16 protein-coding genes are annotated in these 17,381 nt (G+C 68.2%); 6 read left to right on the top strand and 10 right to left on the bottom strand.

Going from position 1 to position 17,381, the window contains the following annotated elements; all coding sequences use genetic code 11:
* Positions 1-2: 2 nt before the first annotated feature.
* The 6 genes from ASC87_RS14170 to nudB all read right to left on the bottom strand — a co-directional run bounded on the left by ASC87_RS14170 (position 3) and on the right by nudB (position 6,799).
* Positions 3-1,595: an ATP-binding protein gene (locus ASC87_RS14170; protein ID WP_056662814.1), complete on the bottom strand. Its 1,593-nt coding sequence runs from the start codon at positions 1,593-1,595 to the stop codon at positions 3-5.
* A 191-nt stretch (positions 1,596-1,786) separates the two neighbouring features.
* On the bottom strand, positions 1,787-2,611 hold the full coding sequence (locus tag ASC87_RS14165; protein ID WP_056662811.1) for a DUF429 domain-containing protein: 825 nt from the start codon (positions 2,609-2,611) through the stop codon (positions 1,787-1,789).
* Entirely contained in the window at positions 2,608-3,978 is a 1,371-nt protein-coding gene (gene gorA / locus ASC87_RS14160) for a glutathione-disulfide reductase (protein WP_056662910.1), read from the bottom strand. The genes ASC87_RS14165 and gorA overlap by 4 nt, the downstream gene beginning before the upstream one ends.
* A 270-nt stretch (positions 3,979-4,248) precedes the next feature.
* Positions 4,249-5,523: a cardiolipin synthase ClsB gene (clsB, locus tag ASC87_RS14155; protein WP_056662808.1), complete on the bottom strand. Its 1,275-nt coding sequence runs from the start codon at positions 5,521-5,523 to the stop codon at positions 4,249-4,251.
* Positions 5,520-6,320, bottom strand: coding sequence for an endonuclease/exonuclease/phosphatase family protein (locus ASC87_RS14150; protein ID WP_056662805.1), 801 nt, complete (start codon positions 6,318-6,320; stop codon positions 5,520-5,522). Before ASC87_RS14150 ends, clsB begins: the two co-directional genes overlap by 4 nt.
* Positions 6,317-6,799, bottom strand: coding sequence for a dihydroneopterin triphosphate diphosphatase (gene nudB / locus ASC87_RS14145; protein ID WP_056662802.1), 483 nt, complete (start codon positions 6,797-6,799; stop codon positions 6,317-6,319). Before nudB ends, ASC87_RS14150 begins: the two co-directional genes overlap by 4 nt.
* Before the next feature lie 187 nt (positions 6,800-6,986).
* On the opposite strand from nudB, the gene ASC87_RS14140 reads away from it, so the two are divergent.
* The 5 genes from ASC87_RS14140 to ASC87_RS14120 are packed head-to-tail and all read left to right on the top strand — an operon-like array spanning position 6,987 to position 14,522.
* Entirely contained in the window at positions 6,987-7,331 is a 345-nt protein-coding gene (locus ASC87_RS14140) for a multidrug efflux SMR transporter (RefSeq protein WP_056662799.1), read from the top strand.
* A gap of 2 nt (positions 7,332-7,333) precedes the next feature.
* Positions 7,334-7,897, top strand: coding sequence for a TetR/AcrR family transcriptional regulator (locus tag ASC87_RS14135; protein WP_056662796.1), 564 nt, complete (start codon positions 7,334-7,336; stop codon positions 7,895-7,897).
* Between the two features lie 46 nt (positions 7,898-7,943).
* Positions 7,944-8,813, top strand: coding sequence for an SDR family oxidoreductase (locus tag ASC87_RS14130; protein WP_056662793.1), 870 nt, complete (start codon positions 7,944-7,946; stop codon positions 8,811-8,813).
* Positions 8,814-8,864: 51 nt separating this feature from the next.
* Positions 8,865-9,659 (top strand): AraC family transcriptional regulator, encoded by a 795-nt coding sequence (locus ASC87_RS14125; RefSeq protein ID WP_056662790.1) that lies wholly within the window; start codon positions 8,865-8,867, stop codon positions 9,657-9,659.
* A 39-nt stretch (positions 9,660-9,698) separates the two neighbouring features.
* Complete coding sequence (locus tag ASC87_RS14120; RefSeq protein ID WP_056662787.1) at positions 9,699-14,522, top strand: NAD-glutamate dehydrogenase; 4,824 nt, start codon at positions 9,699-9,701, stop codon at positions 14,520-14,522.
* 22 nt (positions 14,523-14,544) lie between these two features.
* On the opposite strand, the gene ASC87_RS14115 is transcribed toward ASC87_RS14120, so the two are convergent.
* From ASC87_RS14115 to ASC87_RS14100, 4 genes are all read right to left on the bottom strand, one after another.
* Positions 14,545-14,853 carry an acylphosphatase gene (locus ASC87_RS14115; protein WP_056662784.1) on the bottom strand — a complete coding sequence of 103 codons (309 nt, stop codon included), beginning with the start codon at positions 14,851-14,853 and terminating at the stop codon, positions 14,545-14,547.
* Positions 14,854-14,907: 54 nt separating this feature from the next.
* On the bottom strand, positions 14,908-15,156 hold the full coding sequence (locus ASC87_RS14110; RefSeq protein WP_056662781.1) for a hypothetical protein: 249 nt from the start codon (positions 15,154-15,156) through the stop codon (positions 14,908-14,910).
* A 185-nt stretch (positions 15,157-15,341) separates the two neighbouring features.
* Positions 15,342-15,836, bottom strand: a complete 495-nt coding sequence (locus tag ASC87_RS14105) for a hypothetical protein (RefSeq protein WP_056662778.1) — start codon at positions 15,834-15,836, stop codon at positions 15,342-15,344.
* A gap of 68 nt (positions 15,837-15,904) precedes the next feature.
* Positions 15,905-16,498, bottom strand: a complete 594-nt coding sequence (locus ASC87_RS14100; protein ID WP_235582170.1) for a TetR/AcrR family transcriptional regulator — start codon at positions 16,496-16,498, stop codon at positions 15,905-15,907.
* Positions 16,499-16,571: 73 nt separating this feature from the next.
* Between ASC87_RS14100 and ASC87_RS14095 the strand changes: the two genes are divergently transcribed.
* The gene (locus tag ASC87_RS14095) at positions 16,572-17,168 is read left to right on the top strand and encodes an NAD(P)H-dependent oxidoreductase (protein ID WP_056662774.1); all 597 of its coding nucleotides are present in this window, start codon (positions 16,572-16,574) and stop codon (positions 17,166-17,168) included.
* Positions 17,169-17,381 lie beyond the last annotated feature (213 nt).

The raw sequence follows: 17,381 nt of genomic DNA, 5'->3' as shown, positions 1-17,381 counted from the left end.
GCTCACGATGCCCCGGGCAGCGTGATGCGAAAGCGCGCACCCTGCCCCTTCGCCGCATCAACCTCGATCCCGCCGCCGTGGCGCTCCACCACGCGCCGCACGATCGCAAGGCCCACGCCGGTGCCGGGGAATTCGGACTCCCGGTGCATGCGCCGGAAGGGCTCGAACAGCTGGCCCGCATAGGCCATGTCGAAACCGGCCCCGTTGTCCTGCACGGTGAACACCGTGTGGCCGGCCGGATCGGGCTCGCCGCGGAACGCGATGCGGGCGTCGTCGCGCTTGCCGGTGAACTTCCAGGCGTTCGACAACAGGTTTTCCACCGCCAGCCGCAGCAGCCCCGCATCGCCCTGCACCACCAGGTCGTCATCGACGTCGACCGTCACCTGGCGATCGGGCGACGCGGCCCGCAGCTTGTTGACGACGTCGCGTGCAATGAGCCCGAGCTTCACCGGAAGCCGCCACATCTCCTGCCGGGTGACCTTGGACAAGGTCAGCATGTCGTCGATCAGCGTGTTCATGCGCCGCGCGGACGTGCGGATGTTCTCGAGGAAGAGCAGCTGCTGCCCTTCGAGCGGCGGATTCGCCTCGGTGGCCAGCAGGTCGCTGTAGCCCTGCACGGCCCGCAGTGGCGCGCGCAGGTCGTGCGACACCGAATAGCTGAACGCCTCCAGCTCCTTGTTCGCGGCTTCGAGCTCGAGCGTGCGCTGCTGCACCCGGCGCTCCAGGCCTTCGATGAGCGCCACGTTCTCGAACGCGAGCGACGTGGAATCGGCCAGCGCCTGGATCAGCAGCACCTCGTCCGCGGTGGCCTCGTGTTCGCGCGCCCAGTAGTTGCCGATGGCACCGATGGGGGCCTCCGCGCGGATGGGCACCATCACGAGGCTCTTGACGAACGTGGGGCGGTACACGTCGTGCGGGATGCGGGCATCCTCGTAGATGTCGCGGATCACCGCGGGCTGGCCGTGCAGCATGGCCCAGCCGCTGATGCAGGCCGACATCGGGAACCGCCCCCCTTTCCACAGCGGCGAGATGGCGTCCTCGTCGACGTAGTGGCACAGATCGCCGTCGCGCAGGATGAACGTCGCACCGTCGGCCTGGTTGAGCTGGCGGGCAGCCCGGCGCACGATGTGCGCGATGGCGTCCACGCTGCGCGCGAGCGACAGGTCGCGCACCGCGTCCACCAGCACGGCGCGGGCACGTGTCAGGGTGGTGAGGCGCCGGGACTCGCGCGCATCGTTCAGGCGCTTCAGCGCGCTCGGCAGCCGCCACAGCTGTTCCTTCGCCACGTAGTCGGTGGCGCCGGCCTCGATGCAGTGTTCAGCCCAGCGCGGATCGGCGTTGCCGCTGACGAAGATGAACGGCACGTCGGGGTATCGCTCCTTCGCCACCTTCAGGGCCTGGATGCCCTCGATGCCGTCCACCCGGTTGTCGGACAGGATGGCGTCGAAGCCACCGGCGGCGATGGCCGAGAAGAATTCGTCGGCCGACGCGGCGTTGACCCAGACGGGTGACACATCGAGCCGGGCCACCTCGCGGTGGACAAGGTCGGCGTCGAACGCGTCATCCTCCAGATGCAGGATCTGCAAGCTCTTCATGGCGCACCCCCGTGGCATGTCCACGGGATTTGCGAGGCTTTGCCCCTGCATGACGGCCCACGGACGCGCCCATCTTAGGCGTACCGCCCGGCCGTGGGGGCCCGGTCAACCCGGAGTCCGTTGTGCCGTTCAGGTTTTGGACGTCGCGTGCATCCGCGGGCCGGATTTTGGTGCAGGAGGCAGCTCCGGCGTCACGCGCCGACGATCCACCCTTCGAGCGGGTCCATGCCGGCGGGCAGGCCGTATCCCGGCTGCCCCGCCCCCCAGGCGGCCAGCACCAGGCACAGCACGGCGTCGAGCCGGTCGCCCGAGGCGTCGGCCACCAGCGTGTCGCGCATCGCGTGGCTGAGCCGCACCCGCAGGCCGAGCCGCGTGCGCCCTTGTTCGAGCGCCTCGACCAGGTCCTTGCGTGCAATGAACCGCTCGGGTGTCTGTTTCGCCTTCTCGTCGCTCTTGTACGACCGGTTGCCGATGAGCTCGCGGGCCAGCAGGCCGGGGTACGCCTCCAGTGCCACGCGGGTGCCGTCGCCCGGGTGCAGGCCCGCGATCTCGACTCCGGCCTCCAGCAGGAGCGGCACACCGGCGTGCATCATCAGCGCGACCGGCGGGTTGACCCACTTCATCGACGGAGACGACCCGGCCGGGCCGTCGGTGGCCCGGTGCGCGAACTTCGCGCCCACCGGCCGCGCATCGCAGAATGCAGCGAAGGTGCCGCGCACCTCGTCGCGGGTCAGGCCGTTGAAGTGCAGCATGGATGCGTGCCAGGTGGCCGGCCAGCCCAGGGTCTCGACGAGTTCGCGCGGCAGGCCGAACGGGAAGTCGAACCCGCCCACCCACGGCCCCGGCTGCGCGAGCCAGGCCGTGAAGCCGGCGAAGGTGTCGTGTTCGTGGAGCCGCTCCACGCGCACCACCCCGCGCGACTGGTGGCCCATGGCCACCGTGATGGGCTTGCGGCGGGTGGGCCGGCTCGTGAAGTCGACACCGGCCAGCAGCACGTCCTGCGGGGCCACGCTCATCGGACCGGTTCGCGCATGGTCACGAATTCCTCGGCCACGGTGGGGTGGATGCCGATGGTGCGGTCGATCTGGGCCTTTGTGAGGCCGGCCTGCACGGCCACGGCGAACCCCTGGATCACCTCCCCGGCGTCGGCCCCCACCATGTGCATGCCCAGCACGCGGTCGGTGGCCGCATCGACCACGATCTTCATCAGCGTGCGTTCGGTGCTGTCGCTCAGTGTGTGCTTGAGCGCCTTGAACTCGGCGCGGAAGATGCGCACGTCGCCATGGTCCTTGCGGGCGCGTTCCTCGCTTTTGCCCACGGTGCCGATGTTGGGGTGCGTGAACACCGCGGTGGCGATGGTGTCGTAGTCGAGCGGCGGGCGCGTGCCGTCGCCGAACAGCCTGTCCACCAGCACCATCGCCTCGGCCAGCGCCACCGGCGTGAGCGCCTTGTGGCCCACCAGGTCGCCGATCGCGTGCACCGACGGCACCACGGTGTTGAAGTGTTCGTCCACCGGCACCGTGCCGTCGGCATGCAGCGTGATGCCCAGCGCTTCGAGCCCCAGGCCTTCGGTGAACGCCGCCCGCCCGGTGGCCTGCAGCACGGTGTCGGCCTCCACGGTGGCACCGTCGCTCAACTGCACCACCTGGGCGCCGCCGAGGCGGCGCACGCTGGTGACCATGGCATTGAGGCGCAGCGTGAGGCCCTTCTTCTGCATCTCGGCCGCGGCAAAGGCGGCCACCTCGTCGTCGAACCCGCGCAGCAGCCGCGGCCCGCGGTGCACGAGGGTGACCTCGCTGCCGAGGCCGGCGAAGATGGACGCGAACTCGCAGGCGATGTAGCCGCCGCCCACCACCACCAGCCGGCGCGGGAACGGGTCCAGGTCGAACATGTCGTCGGATGTCACCGCGCTGTCGGCGCCCGCACCGGACGGTGCCTGCGGCCGCCCGCCCGTGGCCAGCAGGATGTGGCGCGCGGTGAAGCGGTTCTCGGCGCCGGACTCGTGCCGCACCACCACCGTGTGGGCGTCGGCCAGGCGCGCCCAGCCCCGCACGAGGCGCACGCCGGCGTTGGCCAGCAGGTTGTCGTACACACCGTTGAGCCGCGCGATCTCGGCTGCACGGCGTGCCTTGAGCTTCGGCCAGTCGAACGACGGCTCGTGGGGCGCCCAGCCGAAACCGACCGACTCCTCGAACAGTTCGGCGTAGTGGGCGGCATGGCTGTAGAGCTTCTTCGGAATGCAACCGAGGTTCACGCACGTGCCACCGAGCGCGCCGCCTTCGGCCACGATCACGCTGGCACCACGCGCCGCGGCCATGCGGCTCGCGCGCACGCCGCCGCTGCCGGCGCCAACGACAAAGAAGTCGCAGTCGTAGGTGTCCATCGCCATCATCCCGGGCGCCGCCACACGGCGGCAGCGCCGATCATGCCTTGCCGGGAGAAAGTGCTCCGGTGTGGGGCTGCTCCGGCGCCCAGAAAGGTAACCCAAAGATGCGCGCGAACGCCGAGCCGACAGCGGGCAACGCCCCGAACCGCCAACGCCAGGAGGAGGCGAGCAAAGCGAAACCGCACATCAAGCCACCCGCGAGGACCGGCTTTGCCGGCCGACCCGGGGTCGCCCCTCGGGGGCAGGAGCGAAGCGACTGGGGGGCCCTCAATATCGGCCGGTGGCCCCGGCGATCTTGAGGTACACGTGGGCGCACCAGGCCACCCACCACCGCCGAACCGATGCGCGCACGCCCGTGGGGTGCACCTGGTGCCGCGCATCGATCTCCTGCGACACCGCCACCGCCGTGTCGAACTCGTGGGCGAGCGACCGGTTGAAGTCGGCATCGCGCACCATCACGTTCGCCTCCAGGTTCAGCAGCAGCGACAGCGGGTCGATGTTGGAGCTGCCCACCGTGGCCCAGTCGCTGTCCACGAGCGCCACCTTCGCGTGCAGGAACGCCGGCGTGTACTCGAAGATGCGCACACCGTCGGCCAGCATCTCGTCGTACAGCGCCCGTGCGGCGAGCGCGGCGATGCGGTAGTCCACTTTGCCCTGCATCAGCAGGCGCACCTGCACGCCTCGGCGCGCCGCCTGGCGCAGCACGCGCCGGAACGCCCGGCCGGGATAGAAGTACGGCGACACGAGGTCCACCCGCTCGCGGGCGTTGCGAATGGCGTCGATGTACGCGCGTTCGATGGCGCGGCGCCGGCGCAGGTTGTCGCGCAGCACGAACGCCGCCCGCACGGGAGCGAGCGCCGCGCCGGTCGCATCGGCGCCGGTGGGCGACATGCGCAGGCGGCGCATCATGCGGCGGGCCCGTGCCACGGGTTCGGCACTGCGGGCGAGCGAGGCGATCTCGTGGCGGAAGTTGCTGCCGAGGTGGGCGCGCGTGAACAACGCCCTCACCGCCTGCTCGATGGGCACCACCACCGGCCCCACCACCCGCACGGCGAAGTCGAGCCGCGGCGTGTCGGTCCACCCGTGCACCTGGTCGTACCGGTCGTCGAGCAGGTTGACCCCGCCCACGAATGCCACCTCGCCGTCCACCACGCAGATCTTCTGGTGCAGGCGCCGCAACTGCCCCGGCTGCAGCCAGTTCCACCATCGGTCGATGCGCCGGAATACCTCGATCTCCGCACCGGCCGGGCACAACTCGGCCTGCAGCCTGGGCAGGTCGATGCGGCAGCCGAAGCCGTCGAGCACGAGCTTGACCCGCACCCCACGCCGCGCGGCATCGGCCAGCGCCTGCGTGATGGCCTTCACCCTGCCTTCGTTCGTGTAGATGTACGTCGCGAGCCACACCTCGTGGCGAGCCGACGCGATGGCGTCCACCATGGCCGGGAACAGCGCATCGCCGCCGCGCAGCAGCGTGGCGCGGTTGCCGCCCGTGAAGATGGCGCGCACCGCGGCCCGCGTCAGGGAGGTGTCGGCCGACCTCATTCGTCCACCAGTTCCAGCTCGGCGACCAGCGGCAAGTGGTCGGACATGCGGGCCCACGCCGGTCCGCGAGGCACGTGCGTGCCCACGCAGCGCAGGCCGCGCACATAGATGCGGTCGAGCGAAAACACCGGCACCCGTGACGGGAACGTGCGCTGGGTGGGCGACCCGGCATGCTCCGCGCGGCGCAGGCCCATGGCCTTGATGGGCGCGCCGAGGCGCTCGCCCCAATCGTTGAAGTCGCCGGCCAGCACCAGCAGTTCGCCGGGTGGCACATGCGCCTTGATGAACGCGGCGATGCGATCGACCTGCCGCATGCGGCTCGAATGCATCAACCCGAGGTGGGCCACGATGGTGTGCACCTGGGTGCCATTCCAGTCGATCACCGCGTGCAGCAGGCCGCGCTGCTCGAAGCGGTGGTCCGACACGTCGTGGTGACCCGCCTCGCCCAGCATGGGCCAGCGCGACAGCAGCGCGTTGCCGTGTTCGCCGTCGGGCGTGATGGCGTTGGTGCGGTAGGCCGCCTGGTAGCCGTCGGGAGCGAGGTAGTCGGACTGCGCGGCGCGCGGCCAGCCGCGGTGCGGGTCGGGGAAGGCGCGTGCCTCGCCGTGGTTGAAGCTGCGCACCTCCTGCAGGAACACCAGGTCGGCGTCGAGCGCCTCGATGCCGAGCACCAGGTTGTGGATCTCGAGCCGCTTGCGCGGCCCCAGCCCCCGCACGCCCTTGTGGATGTTGTACGTGGCCACACGCAGCACGTCGGCCGCATGGGTGGTGCTTTTCGGGAAACGCAGTTGGCTCATGCGAGGAAGCGGGGCAGTTGCAGGATGGCCGCCGCGTTCGACGGCGAGAAGCAGCGGTCCGCGGCCTCGCGCCAGGGCAGCCAGTCGTGGCGGGTGTGTTCGCGCGGCGCGAGCGTGACGGGGGTGCCTTCGGGCACACACAGCCCGAACACGTGCTCGGTGTTGTGGGTCACCCCCGGCGCATAGCGGTGGCGCCACACCGGGTAGATCTCGTAGACGTTTTCCATGCCCCAGTCCTGCAGGGCCTCGGCCGGCACGGCCGGTGACCCGACCACGATGCCCGTTTCCTCCGCCACCTCGCGCACCGCGGTGTCGCGCGGGTCCTCGCCCACGAAGTCCTTCGAGCCGGTCACGCTCTGCCAGAACCCCGGGTTGGCCGCCCGCTCCATCACGAGCACACGCCAAGCGGGATCGTGGATCACGACCAGGACGGATTCGGGGATCTTCGGCGGGCGATCGGCTGGGGTGTCATCGGGCATGGCCCTAGGATACCGTCGCGGGAGACCGGCCGAGATGCCGGCAACGACCCAGTGCCCGCTGCCGACAGCCCCCGGTGCGACCTGCACTGCCGAGCAGACCGCCTGTTAGCGTCGTACCTCTCAAATTCGTGTTGAAAACATACCGCTTGGTCGGTATTATTCGCATCCTGCACAACAGGTTGATGAAATGAACCCCACCCCTGCCGCCTACGGTTGGCTTGCCGGCGCCATCGCCTCCGAGGTTCTCGGAACGGCGTTCCTTCAGAAGTCCGCGCAGTTCACCCGCCTGGTTCCGACGCTGGCGATGGCTGTGCTCTATGCCGCGTCCTTCTACTTCCTGTCCCAGGCGCTCAGGAGTCTGCCCCTGGGCATTGCCTACGCCATCTGGGGCGGGCTCGGCATCATCCTGACCGCCGCCGTCGGGGCCATCGTGTTCCGGCAGATGCTCGATGCGCCTGCCATCCTCGGCATCGCGCTGATCGTGTCGGGCGTGATCGTCATCAACCTCTTCTCTACAAGCAGCGGACACTGACCATGAGCCATGCGCATCAACGCAAGAAGCAACCGGAGCAAGTTCGCCGGGCGTTGCTGGACAACGCGGCCCGGATGGCCGCCGAGCATGGTGTCGCGGGTGTCACGGTCCAGGCCGTTGCCGAAGCGGCCGGTGTCACCAAGGGCGGGCTCTTCCACCATTTCCCGAACAAGAAGGCCATGGTGGACGCCGTGTTCGACGATCTGCTCGAACAGTGCGGCCAGCGGATTGACGCGCTGCTGGCTGAAGACCCCGTGCAGCATGGGCGGTTCACACGTGCGTACGTGAAGGTCTTGTTCGAAGAGAGCGGCGAGAACGCGCTGGACCCGTGGAAGGCCTTGTCCATGTCGATGATCACGGAGCCGGTCTTGCAGCAGATGTGGGGGGACTGGATGACCGAGCGCCTCGCACGACACGGCGAAACCGACAACGACCCCATGCTGGAGATCGTGCGCCTGGCCGCCGATGGCGCCTGGCTCGCGTTCATGTCGCAGACGCATGAAGCCCTCCTGCCGGATGTCGCCGGCTTGCGCGACCGCCTGGTCGCGTTGACGACCAGGACCTGAGGTCCCCAGCCCGCCGTTTCATTTCCTCAAACCTTGGGAACACGCCATGATCCTGATCACAGGCGCGACGGGCCAACTGGGCCGTCTCGTGATTGCACAACTTCTGAAGACGCTTCCGGCGAACCGGATCGTGGCCGCCGTCCGCAACCCGGCCAAGGCACAGGACCTCGAAGCCCTGGGCATCCAGGTGCGGCTCGGCGACTACGAGCAGCCCGGGCACTGGCCTGCGGCCCTGCAGGGTGTCGAGAAGGTCTTGCTGATTTCAGCCAGCGACATCGGCGCCCGTGTCGCGCAACACAAGGTCGTCATCGACGCCGTCAAAGCCTCCGGCACTGTGACGTTCATCGCGTACACCAGTATGCTCCGTGCAGATACCTGCCGGATCCCGTTCGCCAGCGAGGACCGCGAGACCGAGCAGATGATCGTCGCTTCAGGCAAGCCCTTCGTGTTCCTGCGCCACGGTTGGTACACGGAGAACTATGTGATGAACGCGGAGCATGCCGTGCAGTCTGGCGAGTTGTACGGGGCGGCCGGCGCCGGACGAATCTCCGGAGCCTCGCGGGCCGACTACGCAGAGGCGGCAGCGACCGTGCTGACCTCTGGTGAACGCCTGCAGTCCATCTATGAGCTGGCGGGAGACAGCAGCTTCACCCTGGCCGATGTGGCGGCAGAACTCGCGAAGCAGTCGGGCCGCAGCGTGCACTACGTGGACCTGCCGGAGGCGGCGTACCAACAACTTCTGGTCAGCTTCGAGCTCCCCGAGTTGGTCGCGACGGCGCTTGCCCTTGCCGACACGGGCGTCGCCAACGGCGATGTCTACAGCGAGCGTCAAGACCTCTCTCGCCTCATCGGCAGGGACACCACGCCGCTGGGGGTGGTCGTGGCGTCAGCGCTGGCACGAGGTGCCGCCAGCTGAAGTGCTCTGCTCGCTCCTGCACCGGACGCGGCGGAGGCACATAATGCCCGGATGAGCCACCGCTGCCGCTGGGTCGTCGCCCCCTGGGATGGCGTCCACTGCACCGACATCGAAAGTGACCGTCATTTCGGCCGCCACTGGCACGACACCTTCGGGGTCGGCCTGGTGGTGGACGGTGCGCAGCATTCGGCCAGCGGCCGGGGCGATGTCGATGCCTACGCCGGCGACCTGATCGCCACGAACCCTGGTGAGGTGCACGACGGCCGGCCCATCGGTGGTTCACCGCGGCGCTGGCGCATGCTCTACCTCTCACCGGCGGCGATGGCGGCTTTCACCGACACGCACGACCTCCGGCTGACACGCCCCGTGATGCAGGACCCGCAGCTGGCCGCCTCGCTGGGTCACCTTTTCCAACGGCTCGCCGTCGGCGACGCGACCCCGCTGGCCAACGAGGAAGCCCTGGTCACCATCTGCGCGCAGCTGATGGCCCGCCACACCACGACCCGGCCGCCCTGCGAGGCTGCCGACGCGGCCATGGACAGCGTGCGCGACCGCCTCGCCGCCGAGGGCGTTCCACCGCCCACGCTCGCCGAACTGGCCGAGGCCACCGGCCTCAGCCGCTTCCAGCTGCTGCGCCGGTTCGAGAAGCTGCACGGCGTGCCGCCTCACGCTTGGGGCCTGCTGCGGCGCGCGGAACGGGCGCGGGGCCTGATCGCGCGCGGGTCCAGCCTGGCCGATGCCGCAGCCGACACCGGGTTCGCCGACCAGAGCCACATGACGCGCCAGTTCAACCGGCACTTCGGCTTCACGCCGGGGGCCTGGCGCCAAGCCACCACGCACCGCTGAACGATGTCAACGGATTCAACGACCGGACAGGAGACAAGCATGCTGACGCAGACCAACGAAACCGGCCGGCGCGCCGAGCGCACGGACGAAGTCGTCAAGCTGGTGCGCGCCAAGGTCGCCCCCGACCAGCGTGAGGCGCTGACCGACTTCGCACAAACGTACTTTGCCCAGGTCGACCCCGATGAACTGGCCGAGCGGCAGGTGGCCGACCTGTACGGTGCGGCGCTGTCGCACTGGGGCTTTGCCCGCAAGCGCGAACCCGGTCGCGCGCGGGTGCGGGCGTTCAACCCGACGATCGCCGAACACGGCTGGCAGTCGACCCACACCGTCATCGAGATCGTCAACGACGACATGCCCTTCCTCGTCGACTCGGTGACGATGGAGGTCAACCGCCACGGGCTCACGCTGCACCTGATCATTCATCCGCTGGTGGCCGTGAATCGTGACGCCGACGGCGTGCTGCAGGGACTGGCCGGCGACGGCGGCGGCCCGCATGAATCGTTCATCCACGTCGAGGTCGACCGTGTGCCCGAGTCGTCCCAGCTCGACGCGCTGGCCGCCGATGTGGCCCGCGTCCTCGGCGACGTGCGATTGGCGGTGGCCGACTGGAGAGCCATGCGCCAGCGCATGCTCGACATCATCCATGATCAGCAGCAGCACGCGCCGCCCATTGCAACCGAAGAACTGGCCGAAGGCACGGCCTTCCTGCGCTGGCTGGACGACAACCACTTCACCTTCCTGGGCTACCGCCGCCACGAGCTGGCGATCGTGGATGGACAGGACGCATTGAACATCGTTGCCGATTCGAGCCTCGGCATCCTGCGCGAGGTGGCAGCGCTCGATGCGGTCGCCGCCTTTGCCGCGCTGCCGCCCGAGGTGCGTGCGCAGGTGCGCCGGCCCGAGCTGCTGGTGGTGACGAAGTCGACCGCGCGCTCCACCGTGCACCGGCCGGGCTACCTCGACTACGTCGCCGTCAAGCGCTTCGGTGCCGATGGTGCGGTGTGCGGCGAAGACCGCTTCCTGGGCCTGTTCACCTCCACCGCGTACAGCGCCAACCCGGCCGACATCCCGTTGTTGCGGCGCAAGGTGGCCGACGTGGTCGCGCGCGCCGGCCTGGCACCAGGCAGTCATGCCGGCAAGGCCTTGATCAACATCCTCGAAACCTATCCGCGCGACGAGCTGTTCCAGACCAGCGGCGATGACCTGCTGCAAACCGCGGTGGCCATCCTGCACCTGGGCGAGCGCCAGCGGTTCCGCCTCTTCGTGCGGCGTGACCCGTTCGAGCGCTTCGTGTCCTGCCTGATCTACGCGCCGCGCGAGCACTACACGACCGAACTGCGCCAGAAGTGGCAGGCGATCCTGATGCAAGCCTTCAATGGCAGCAACTCGGAGTTCAACGTGCACCTGTCCGAATCGGTGCTGGCGCGGGTCCAGATCACGGTCCGCACGCAGCCAGGGCAGATCCCGGCGTTCGACGCGCGTGAGCTCGAAGCACGCCTGGTCTCGGCCGCGCGGCGCTGGGACGACGACTTGAAGACGGCGCTGATCGAGGCGTTGGGCGAGGCTCGCGGCATCCAGCTGTTGCGTCAGTTCGGCGGCGCCTTCCCGGCCGGCTACCGCGAAGAGTTCGCGGCCCGCGCCGCGGTGCCCGACGTCGAACTGATGACCCGGCTCGGTGACGCCGAACCGGTGGGCATGAGCCTGTACCGCCCGCTCGAGGCGCCGCCCGGCAACCTGCGCTTCAAGCTGCTGCGCCGGGGCGAGCCGCTGACCTTGTCGGCCAGCCTGCCGATGCTCGAGCACATGGGCATGAAGGTGCTCGACGAACATCCATACCGCATCACGCCGCAAGGCTCGGCGCCGATCTGGATCCATGACTTCGGTCTGATGTCGAGCCTCGGCGACGCGGAGGTCGAGGTCGACGCGCTGCACGAGGTGTTCGAGAACGCGTTCGCAGCCGTGCTGCGCGGCGCCGTCGAGGATGACGACTTCAACCGCCTCGTGGTGGCAGCGCGCCTGCCGGCAGAGCAGATCGTGGTGCTGCGTGCCTATGCGAAGTACATGCGGCAGATCGGCTTTGCGCTCTCGCACGCCTTCATCGAGGCGACACTGGTGGCGCACGCAGGGATCGCACGCCAGCTCACCCAGCTCTTCGAGCTGCGATTCGACCCGGCCGGCGGCGCCGATGCCGATGCCCGCGCCGCGGCGCAGGTGACTGCGATATCGGCCGCGCTCGAGCAGGTCGACAACCTGTCGGAGGATCGCGTGCTGCGCCAGTACCTGGCGCTGATGCTCGCCACCACCCGGACGAACTTCTGGTGCCGCGACGCCGCCGGCCGGCGACGCGGCTTCCTGTCGTTCAAGTTCGATTCGTCCAAGGTGCCGGGCCTGCCCGCACCGAAACCGATGTTCGAGATCTTCGTCTACTCGACCCGCTTCGAAGGGGTGCACCTGCGAGGGGGCAAGGTGGCACGCGGCGGCCTGCGCTGGTCCGACCGTCCTGAAGACTTCCGCACGGAAGTGCTGGGCCTCGTGAAGGCGCAGATGGTGAAGAACACCGTCATCGTGCCGGTCGGATCGAAGGGCGGCTTCGTGCTGAAGAAGGCGCCGCCGGCCAGCGACCGCGAGGCGTTCATGAAGGAGGGTGTGGCCTGCTACCAGGACTACCTGCGCGGCCTCCTGGACATCACCGACAACCGCGTCGGCGACAAGATCGTGCCGCCGCCACAGGTCAGGCGCTACGACTCCGACGACCCGTATCTGGTCGTGGCCGCCGACAAGGGCACGGCGACCTTCTCGGACTACGCCAACGGCATCAGCAAGGAATACGGCTTCTGGCTCGGGGACGCGTTCGCCTCCGGTGGCTCGGTGGGCTACGACCACAAGGCCATGGGCATCACCGCGCGCGGGGCCTGGGAATCGGTCAAGCGCCATTTCCGCGAGATGGGTGTCGACACGCAGGCGCGCGCTTTCACGGTGGCCGGCATCGGCGACATGTCGGGCGACGTGTTCGGCAACGGCATGCTGTTGTCGCGCCACATCCACCTGCTGGCGGCGTTCGATCACCGCCACATCTTCCTCGACCCGCAGCCCGATCCCGAGAAGGCGTTCGCCGAACGTGAGCGCCTCTTCAGGCTGCCGCGATCGTCGTGGGCCGACTACGACGCCGGGCTGATCTCGGCCGGTGGCGGCGTGCACGCCCGCAGCGCGAAGTCGATCCTGATCACGTCCGAAGTGCAGCGTGCACTGGGCATCACCGCCAATGCGATGACGCCGACCGAACTGGTCAATGCCATCCTCAAGGCACCGCTGGACCTGGTCTACAACGGCGGCATCGGCACCTACGTGAAGGCCATTGGCGAAAGCCACGCGCAGGTCGGGGACCGCGCCAACGACGCGCTGCGGGTCAACGGCAAGGAACTGCGCTGCAAGGTGTTCGCCGAGGGCGGGAACCTGGGCTGCACCCAGCTGGGCCGCATCGAGTACGCGCTCGCGGGTGGGCGCATCAACACGGATGCGATCGACAACTCGGCCGGGGTCGACACCTCGGACCATGAGGTCAACATCAAGATCCTGCTCGGCCTGGCCGTCAGCGAGGGCGAACTCACCGACAAGCAGCGCAACGCGTTGCTGCCGGGAATGACCGACGACGTCGCCGCGCTGGTGCTGCGAGACAACGTCTTCCAGACCCAGGTGCTCTCGGTCACGGGCCGCATGGCGCCACAGCTGATGGACGCGCAGGCGCGGTTCATGCTGTACCTTGAAAAGGCCGAGCGGCTCAACCGCGCGATCGAGTTCCTGCCGTCGAACGAGGAGATCGCCGACCGGCGCGGCAAGGGACAGGGCCTGACCAGCCCGGAGCGCGCGGTGCTGCTCGCCTACAGCAAGATCTGGCTCTACGACGAGTTGCTCGGCTCGACCTTGCCCGACGATCCCTGGGTGTCAACTGCGCTGGAGCGCTACTTCCCGCCGTTGCTGCAGGAACGGTTCAGCGGCTACATGCAGCGCCACCCGCTCAAGCGCGAGATCATCGCCACGCACGTCACCAACAGCATGATCAACCGGGTCGGCAGCACCTTCGTGCACCGCTTGCTCGAAACCACCGGCGCACGCGCCTTCGAGATCGTGCGAGCGTACCTGTTGAGCCGGGAAATCTTCGGCATGGTGAGCCTGTGGCAGGCGATCGAGTCACTCGACAACAAGGTGGCCGACGAGATGCAGTCTCTGATGCTGATCGACACCAGCCGACAACTCGAACGCGGCACCAAGTGGTTCCTGCGTTCGCGCCGGCTCATCGACGACATGGGGGTCACGATCGAGCACTTCACCTCGAACGTCACCAAGCTCGCCGCACGCCTGCCGCAGTGGCTCGATGCGGACGAACGCGCCCGCGTCGACGCCGCTGCGGCCCACTACGAGGCGGGCGGCGTGCCACGCGAACTGGCCGATCGGGTGGTGACCTTCGGCACGCTGTACGCCACGCTCGACATCGCCGAGATCGCCGGCAGCGCACGTTGGCCCGTGGAACTGGTGGCCGCGATCTACTTCGACCTCGCCAACCGCCTGGGTATGCCGTGGCTGCGCGACAAGATCACCGCGCTACCGGGCGACCAGCATTGGCAGACGCTTGCCAAGGGCGCCATGCTCGACGACCTGTGGGGCCTGCAGCGCTCGATCACCGGCGCGGTGCTGACCGGTGGTGGTGACATCGACTCGCCGGCCGCGCTGGTCGAGGCCTGGCAAGCCAGCAATGGCCGCACCATCGAACGTGCCGGGCAGTTGCTCGGCGAGCTGCGCGCGGTGCCGGCGCCGGATGCTGCGATGTTGTCGGTGGCGTTGAGGGAACTGCGCGGCCTCACCTAGTCTCGCGTTCTCGCCTGCCAGCCTACAGGGTGGGCAGACGTTCGAAATGGTCGAAGCGGGGAAACGGCGGCTGCAGCGGCGTGACGTCGAGCTTGTCGACGATTGCGGCGGGCATGCCGTCGCGCAGCCAGTTGCACATGTCCGCAAGCTGTTCCGACGAACCTTGCAGCATCGCCTCGACCGAATCATCCATGCGGTTGCGGACCCAACCGGTGATGCCCAGCACCCGGGCATGCCGCACGCAAGCATCCCGGTAACCGACGCCTTGCACGCGGCCGTATGCCCGCACGAGCCAACTCTCGAGCGTCCGATCGTTATCGCGAGAGTCCATGCGCGCTATTCCGTTGCAGATCGATGAATGAACAAGGGGCGCGGGACGCCCTGATCAGTACACGAGCGAGAAGGTGACGTACCCGGCACCTTCCTCGGCAAGGTGCTTGATTCCCGACGTGCCTGCACTGATCCCGACGAACTTGAGGTGCCGCTGGGTTTCCTTCGCGTGTTTCGCAAGCTCCAAGGCCGCGGTCATCCGGTCGTTGGCATGAGGCGCCAAATCGTTGTACGGAAGTTCGAGGTTCGCTCCGGCTGTCATGAGCGAATTCAGGTAGGCGGGTTTGAACGTGGTGTTGATCAAGTGATCTCTCCGTGGTGTTCAGGCAGCATAGTCCCGGATCGATTTCCATGGGGCCAATGTCGCCGTGGAGCTAACCCAAACCAGCACTTGACCGCCCGGTGACTGTCACGAGCGGCGAGGCAAGCCGGTGCCAACGAGGACCACGCTTGACAGCATTCAAAGCCACTTCACGGCAAAACAGGCAGTCATGCACTGTGCTCCGGCTGACCATGCTCGATTTCGGCGGCGTGCGCTTGCAGGAACGCGCGCAAGCGTGCAAAGCGGCGACGTGTCTGCCAGTCGAACACCCATGCGACCGGCGGCTCGAGAAGCCAACGCAGCAGGGGTGGGCCGACCTCGAAGGTATAGGTGTAAATCAGCCATGACCGGCTTGGTCCGTCGGCGCGGTGCTGCATTGATGCGGCCCAGCGTCTGAACGGGAACGAACGTCCCACCATCATGGCTGCTGCAACGCGTGGGCGGTCGTAGGACACGAAGCGCGTCTTCATCGACACGCGACGCAATGCACCCGCGCCGGCGCTTTCCGTCACGGCACCAACGAAGGGGCATGGCGCGTCGCCCTGCACGCGCGTCGCGCGGACCAGCGAGTCCCAGCGGAGGCGCCAGTGGTGGTAGTGGAAGGCGTCGAAGACGATGTCCTCGCTCGCCGGCATCGCAAATTCAAAGCGTCGGTGCGCCATCGGGCAGGTCCTCAGCGAGGATATCGGTCATCCAACGCGTGGCAGATGCGCGCACTGGTGGGTGTAAGTCACGTCCTCCGCGCAATGCGCAAGATGGTGTCCTGGATCTCGTTCTCTGCGTCCGCAGGCTCGATCTCGCCCGCCGCTGCGGCAAACGACACGGCCTCCGCCGTGCCCAGCATCGCCCGCATGGCTGCCGGCCCAAGGGGCTGCTTTGCAAACGGCTGCAGCGCCGCCTGGCATTTCGCCAGGAACGCCGCCTCATGCTTCTTCTTCAAGGCGTCGAGCTCGGGAGACCCCGCCAGCGCGGCGCTGACACCAGGCATCTCGCGGCCCATTTCCATGACGCAGTTGACGTAGGCGGCGGCGATCACCTTCGCCACGGCCGGGAGCGATTTTCCGGACGTGCGCAGCGCCTCGTCCATGCGTGCGTGCTGCAGACTGTCGTACTCCCCGTAGAGGACACCGAGCAGGCCGGTCCTGGTGCCGAAGTGGTCGTACACCACGGGCTTCGTCACCCCGGCGCACTCCGCCACGTAGCCCAGCGTGAGCGCGTCGGTGCCGGCGCTCCGCACGATGGCCCACGCCACATCCAGGAGCTGCCGGTGCCGGTCCTCCTTGGAAAGGCGCTTTCTCGTCGGGGCTTCGACAGCCGGCTTCATCCGCTTGCTTGACATTGAAAACTTACCAAAGGTAATCTACCAACAGTAGTTTAAACCAACCAGGAGCACGCCCATGCACGCCCTCATCGTCGTCAGCCATCCCGATCCGAAGTCTCTCACGCACGCCGTCGCGCACTCGTTTGCCGAAGGGGTTGCCCAATCGGGTGACCACACCACCGAGATCGCCGACATCGCCGCGGAAGGCTTCCAGCCGGCGTTCAACCAGGCCGACCGCTCTGCTTATTTTCTCCAGCAGCCGTTGCCGGCGGACATCGTGCGGGAGCAGGCGCGCATCGACCGGGCCGACGCCCTCGTCCTCGTCTATCCCGTCTACTGGTGGTCCTTCCCTGGTCAGCTGAAGGGTTGGATCGACCGCGTGTTCTCCAATGGCTGGGCCTACGACGAGGCGCCGGACGGCACGCTCGGCCAGCGACTCGGCCGCCTCGCCGTCCACCTCATCGGCATCGGCGGCGCAGACGGCGGCACCTATGCACGGCACGGTTACGACCAGGCGATGCGCAAGCAGATCGACCACGGCATCTTCGATTTCTGCGGGGCGCGGGTCGTCACCTCGGAGCTCTTGCTGGGGGTGAATGGGCAGGGTGGCACGCCCCACCTCGTCGCGGCACGGGCACTCGGCGCCGACGCGTTCGCGCGGGAGGCTGCCTAAGCCAGTTCATGACTGCCTGCTGCGCTGCGATCAGTCCCGCAGGGCGCCTGCCACCAGGGCCTCGATGTACGCGACGAGCGTCGTGCCACCACGGCCTGGGACAGAACCGCAGACATCCCCCCGCTGGCGAGGCGATGGGGGTCCCGCTCGAGGCGCTTGTGGACCAGAGGGGCCAAGACCCTCGCGGTGGGTGAGGTCATGCCGCAATGGCTC

The organism is Rhizobacter sp. Root1221, from assembly GCF_001425785.1.
In the GTDB taxonomy this organism is placed as follows: Bacteria; Pseudomonadota; Gammaproteobacteria; order Burkholderiales; family Burkholderiaceae_C; genus Rhizobacter.
This window is presented reverse-complemented; position numbering and strand designations above follow the sequence as displayed.

What these genes read in the sequence shown, in the direction of transcription:
- ASC87_RS14170 (WP_056662814.1), bottom strand. Translation starts at nt 1,595, where the DNA reads ATGAAGAGCTTGCAGATCCTGCATCTGGAGGATGACGCGTTCGACGCC.
- ASC87_RS14165 (WP_056662811.1), bottom strand. Translation starts at nt 2,611, where the DNA reads ATGAGCGTGGCCCCGCAGGACGTGCTGCTGGCCGGTGTCGACTTCACG.
- gorA (WP_056662910.1), bottom strand. Translation starts at nt 3,978, where the DNA reads ATGGACACCTACGACTGCGACTTCTTTGTCGTTGGCGCCGGCAGCGGC.
- clsB (WP_056662808.1), bottom strand. Translation starts at nt 5,523, where the DNA reads ATGAGGTCGGCCGACACCTCCCTGACGCGGGCCGCGGTGCGCGCCATC.
- ASC87_RS14150 (WP_056662805.1), bottom strand. Translation starts at nt 6,320, where the DNA reads ATGAGCCAACTGCGTTTCCCGAAAAGCACCACCCATGCGGCCGACGTG.
- nudB (WP_056662802.1), bottom strand. Translation starts at nt 6,799, where the DNA reads ATGCCCGATGACACCCCAGCCGATCGCCCGCCGAAGATCCCCGAATCC.
- ASC87_RS14140 (WP_056662799.1), top strand. Translation starts at nt 6,987, where the DNA reads ATGAACCCCACCCCTGCCGCCTACGGTTGGCTTGCCGGCGCCATCGCC.
- ASC87_RS14135 (WP_056662796.1), top strand. Translation starts at nt 7,334, where the DNA reads ATGAGCCATGCGCATCAACGCAAGAAGCAACCGGAGCAAGTTCGCCGG.
- ASC87_RS14130 (WP_056662793.1), top strand. Translation starts at nt 7,944, where the DNA reads ATGATCCTGATCACAGGCGCGACGGGCCAACTGGGCCGTCTCGTGATT.
- ASC87_RS14125 (WP_056662790.1), top strand. Translation starts at nt 8,865, where the DNA reads ATGAGCCACCGCTGCCGCTGGGTCGTCGCCCCCTGGGATGGCGTCCAC.
- ASC87_RS14120 (WP_056662787.1), top strand. Translation starts at nt 9,699, where the DNA reads ATGCTGACGCAGACCAACGAAACCGGCCGGCGCGCCGAGCGCACGGAC.
- ASC87_RS14115 (WP_056662784.1), bottom strand. Translation starts at nt 14,853, where the DNA reads ATGGACTCTCGCGATAACGATCGGACGCTCGAGAGTTGGCTCGTGCGG.
- ASC87_RS14105 (WP_056662778.1), bottom strand. Translation starts at nt 15,836, where the DNA reads ATGGCGCACCGACGCTTTGAATTTGCGATGCCGGCGAGCGAGGACATC.
- ASC87_RS14100 (WP_235582170.1), bottom strand. Translation starts at nt 16,498, where the DNA reads ATGAAGCCGGCTGTCGAAGCCCCGACGAGAAAGCGCCTTTCCAAGGAG.
- ASC87_RS14095 (WP_056662774.1), top strand. Translation starts at nt 16,572, where the DNA reads ATGCACGCCCTCATCGTCGTCAGCCATCCCGATCCGAAGTCTCTCACG.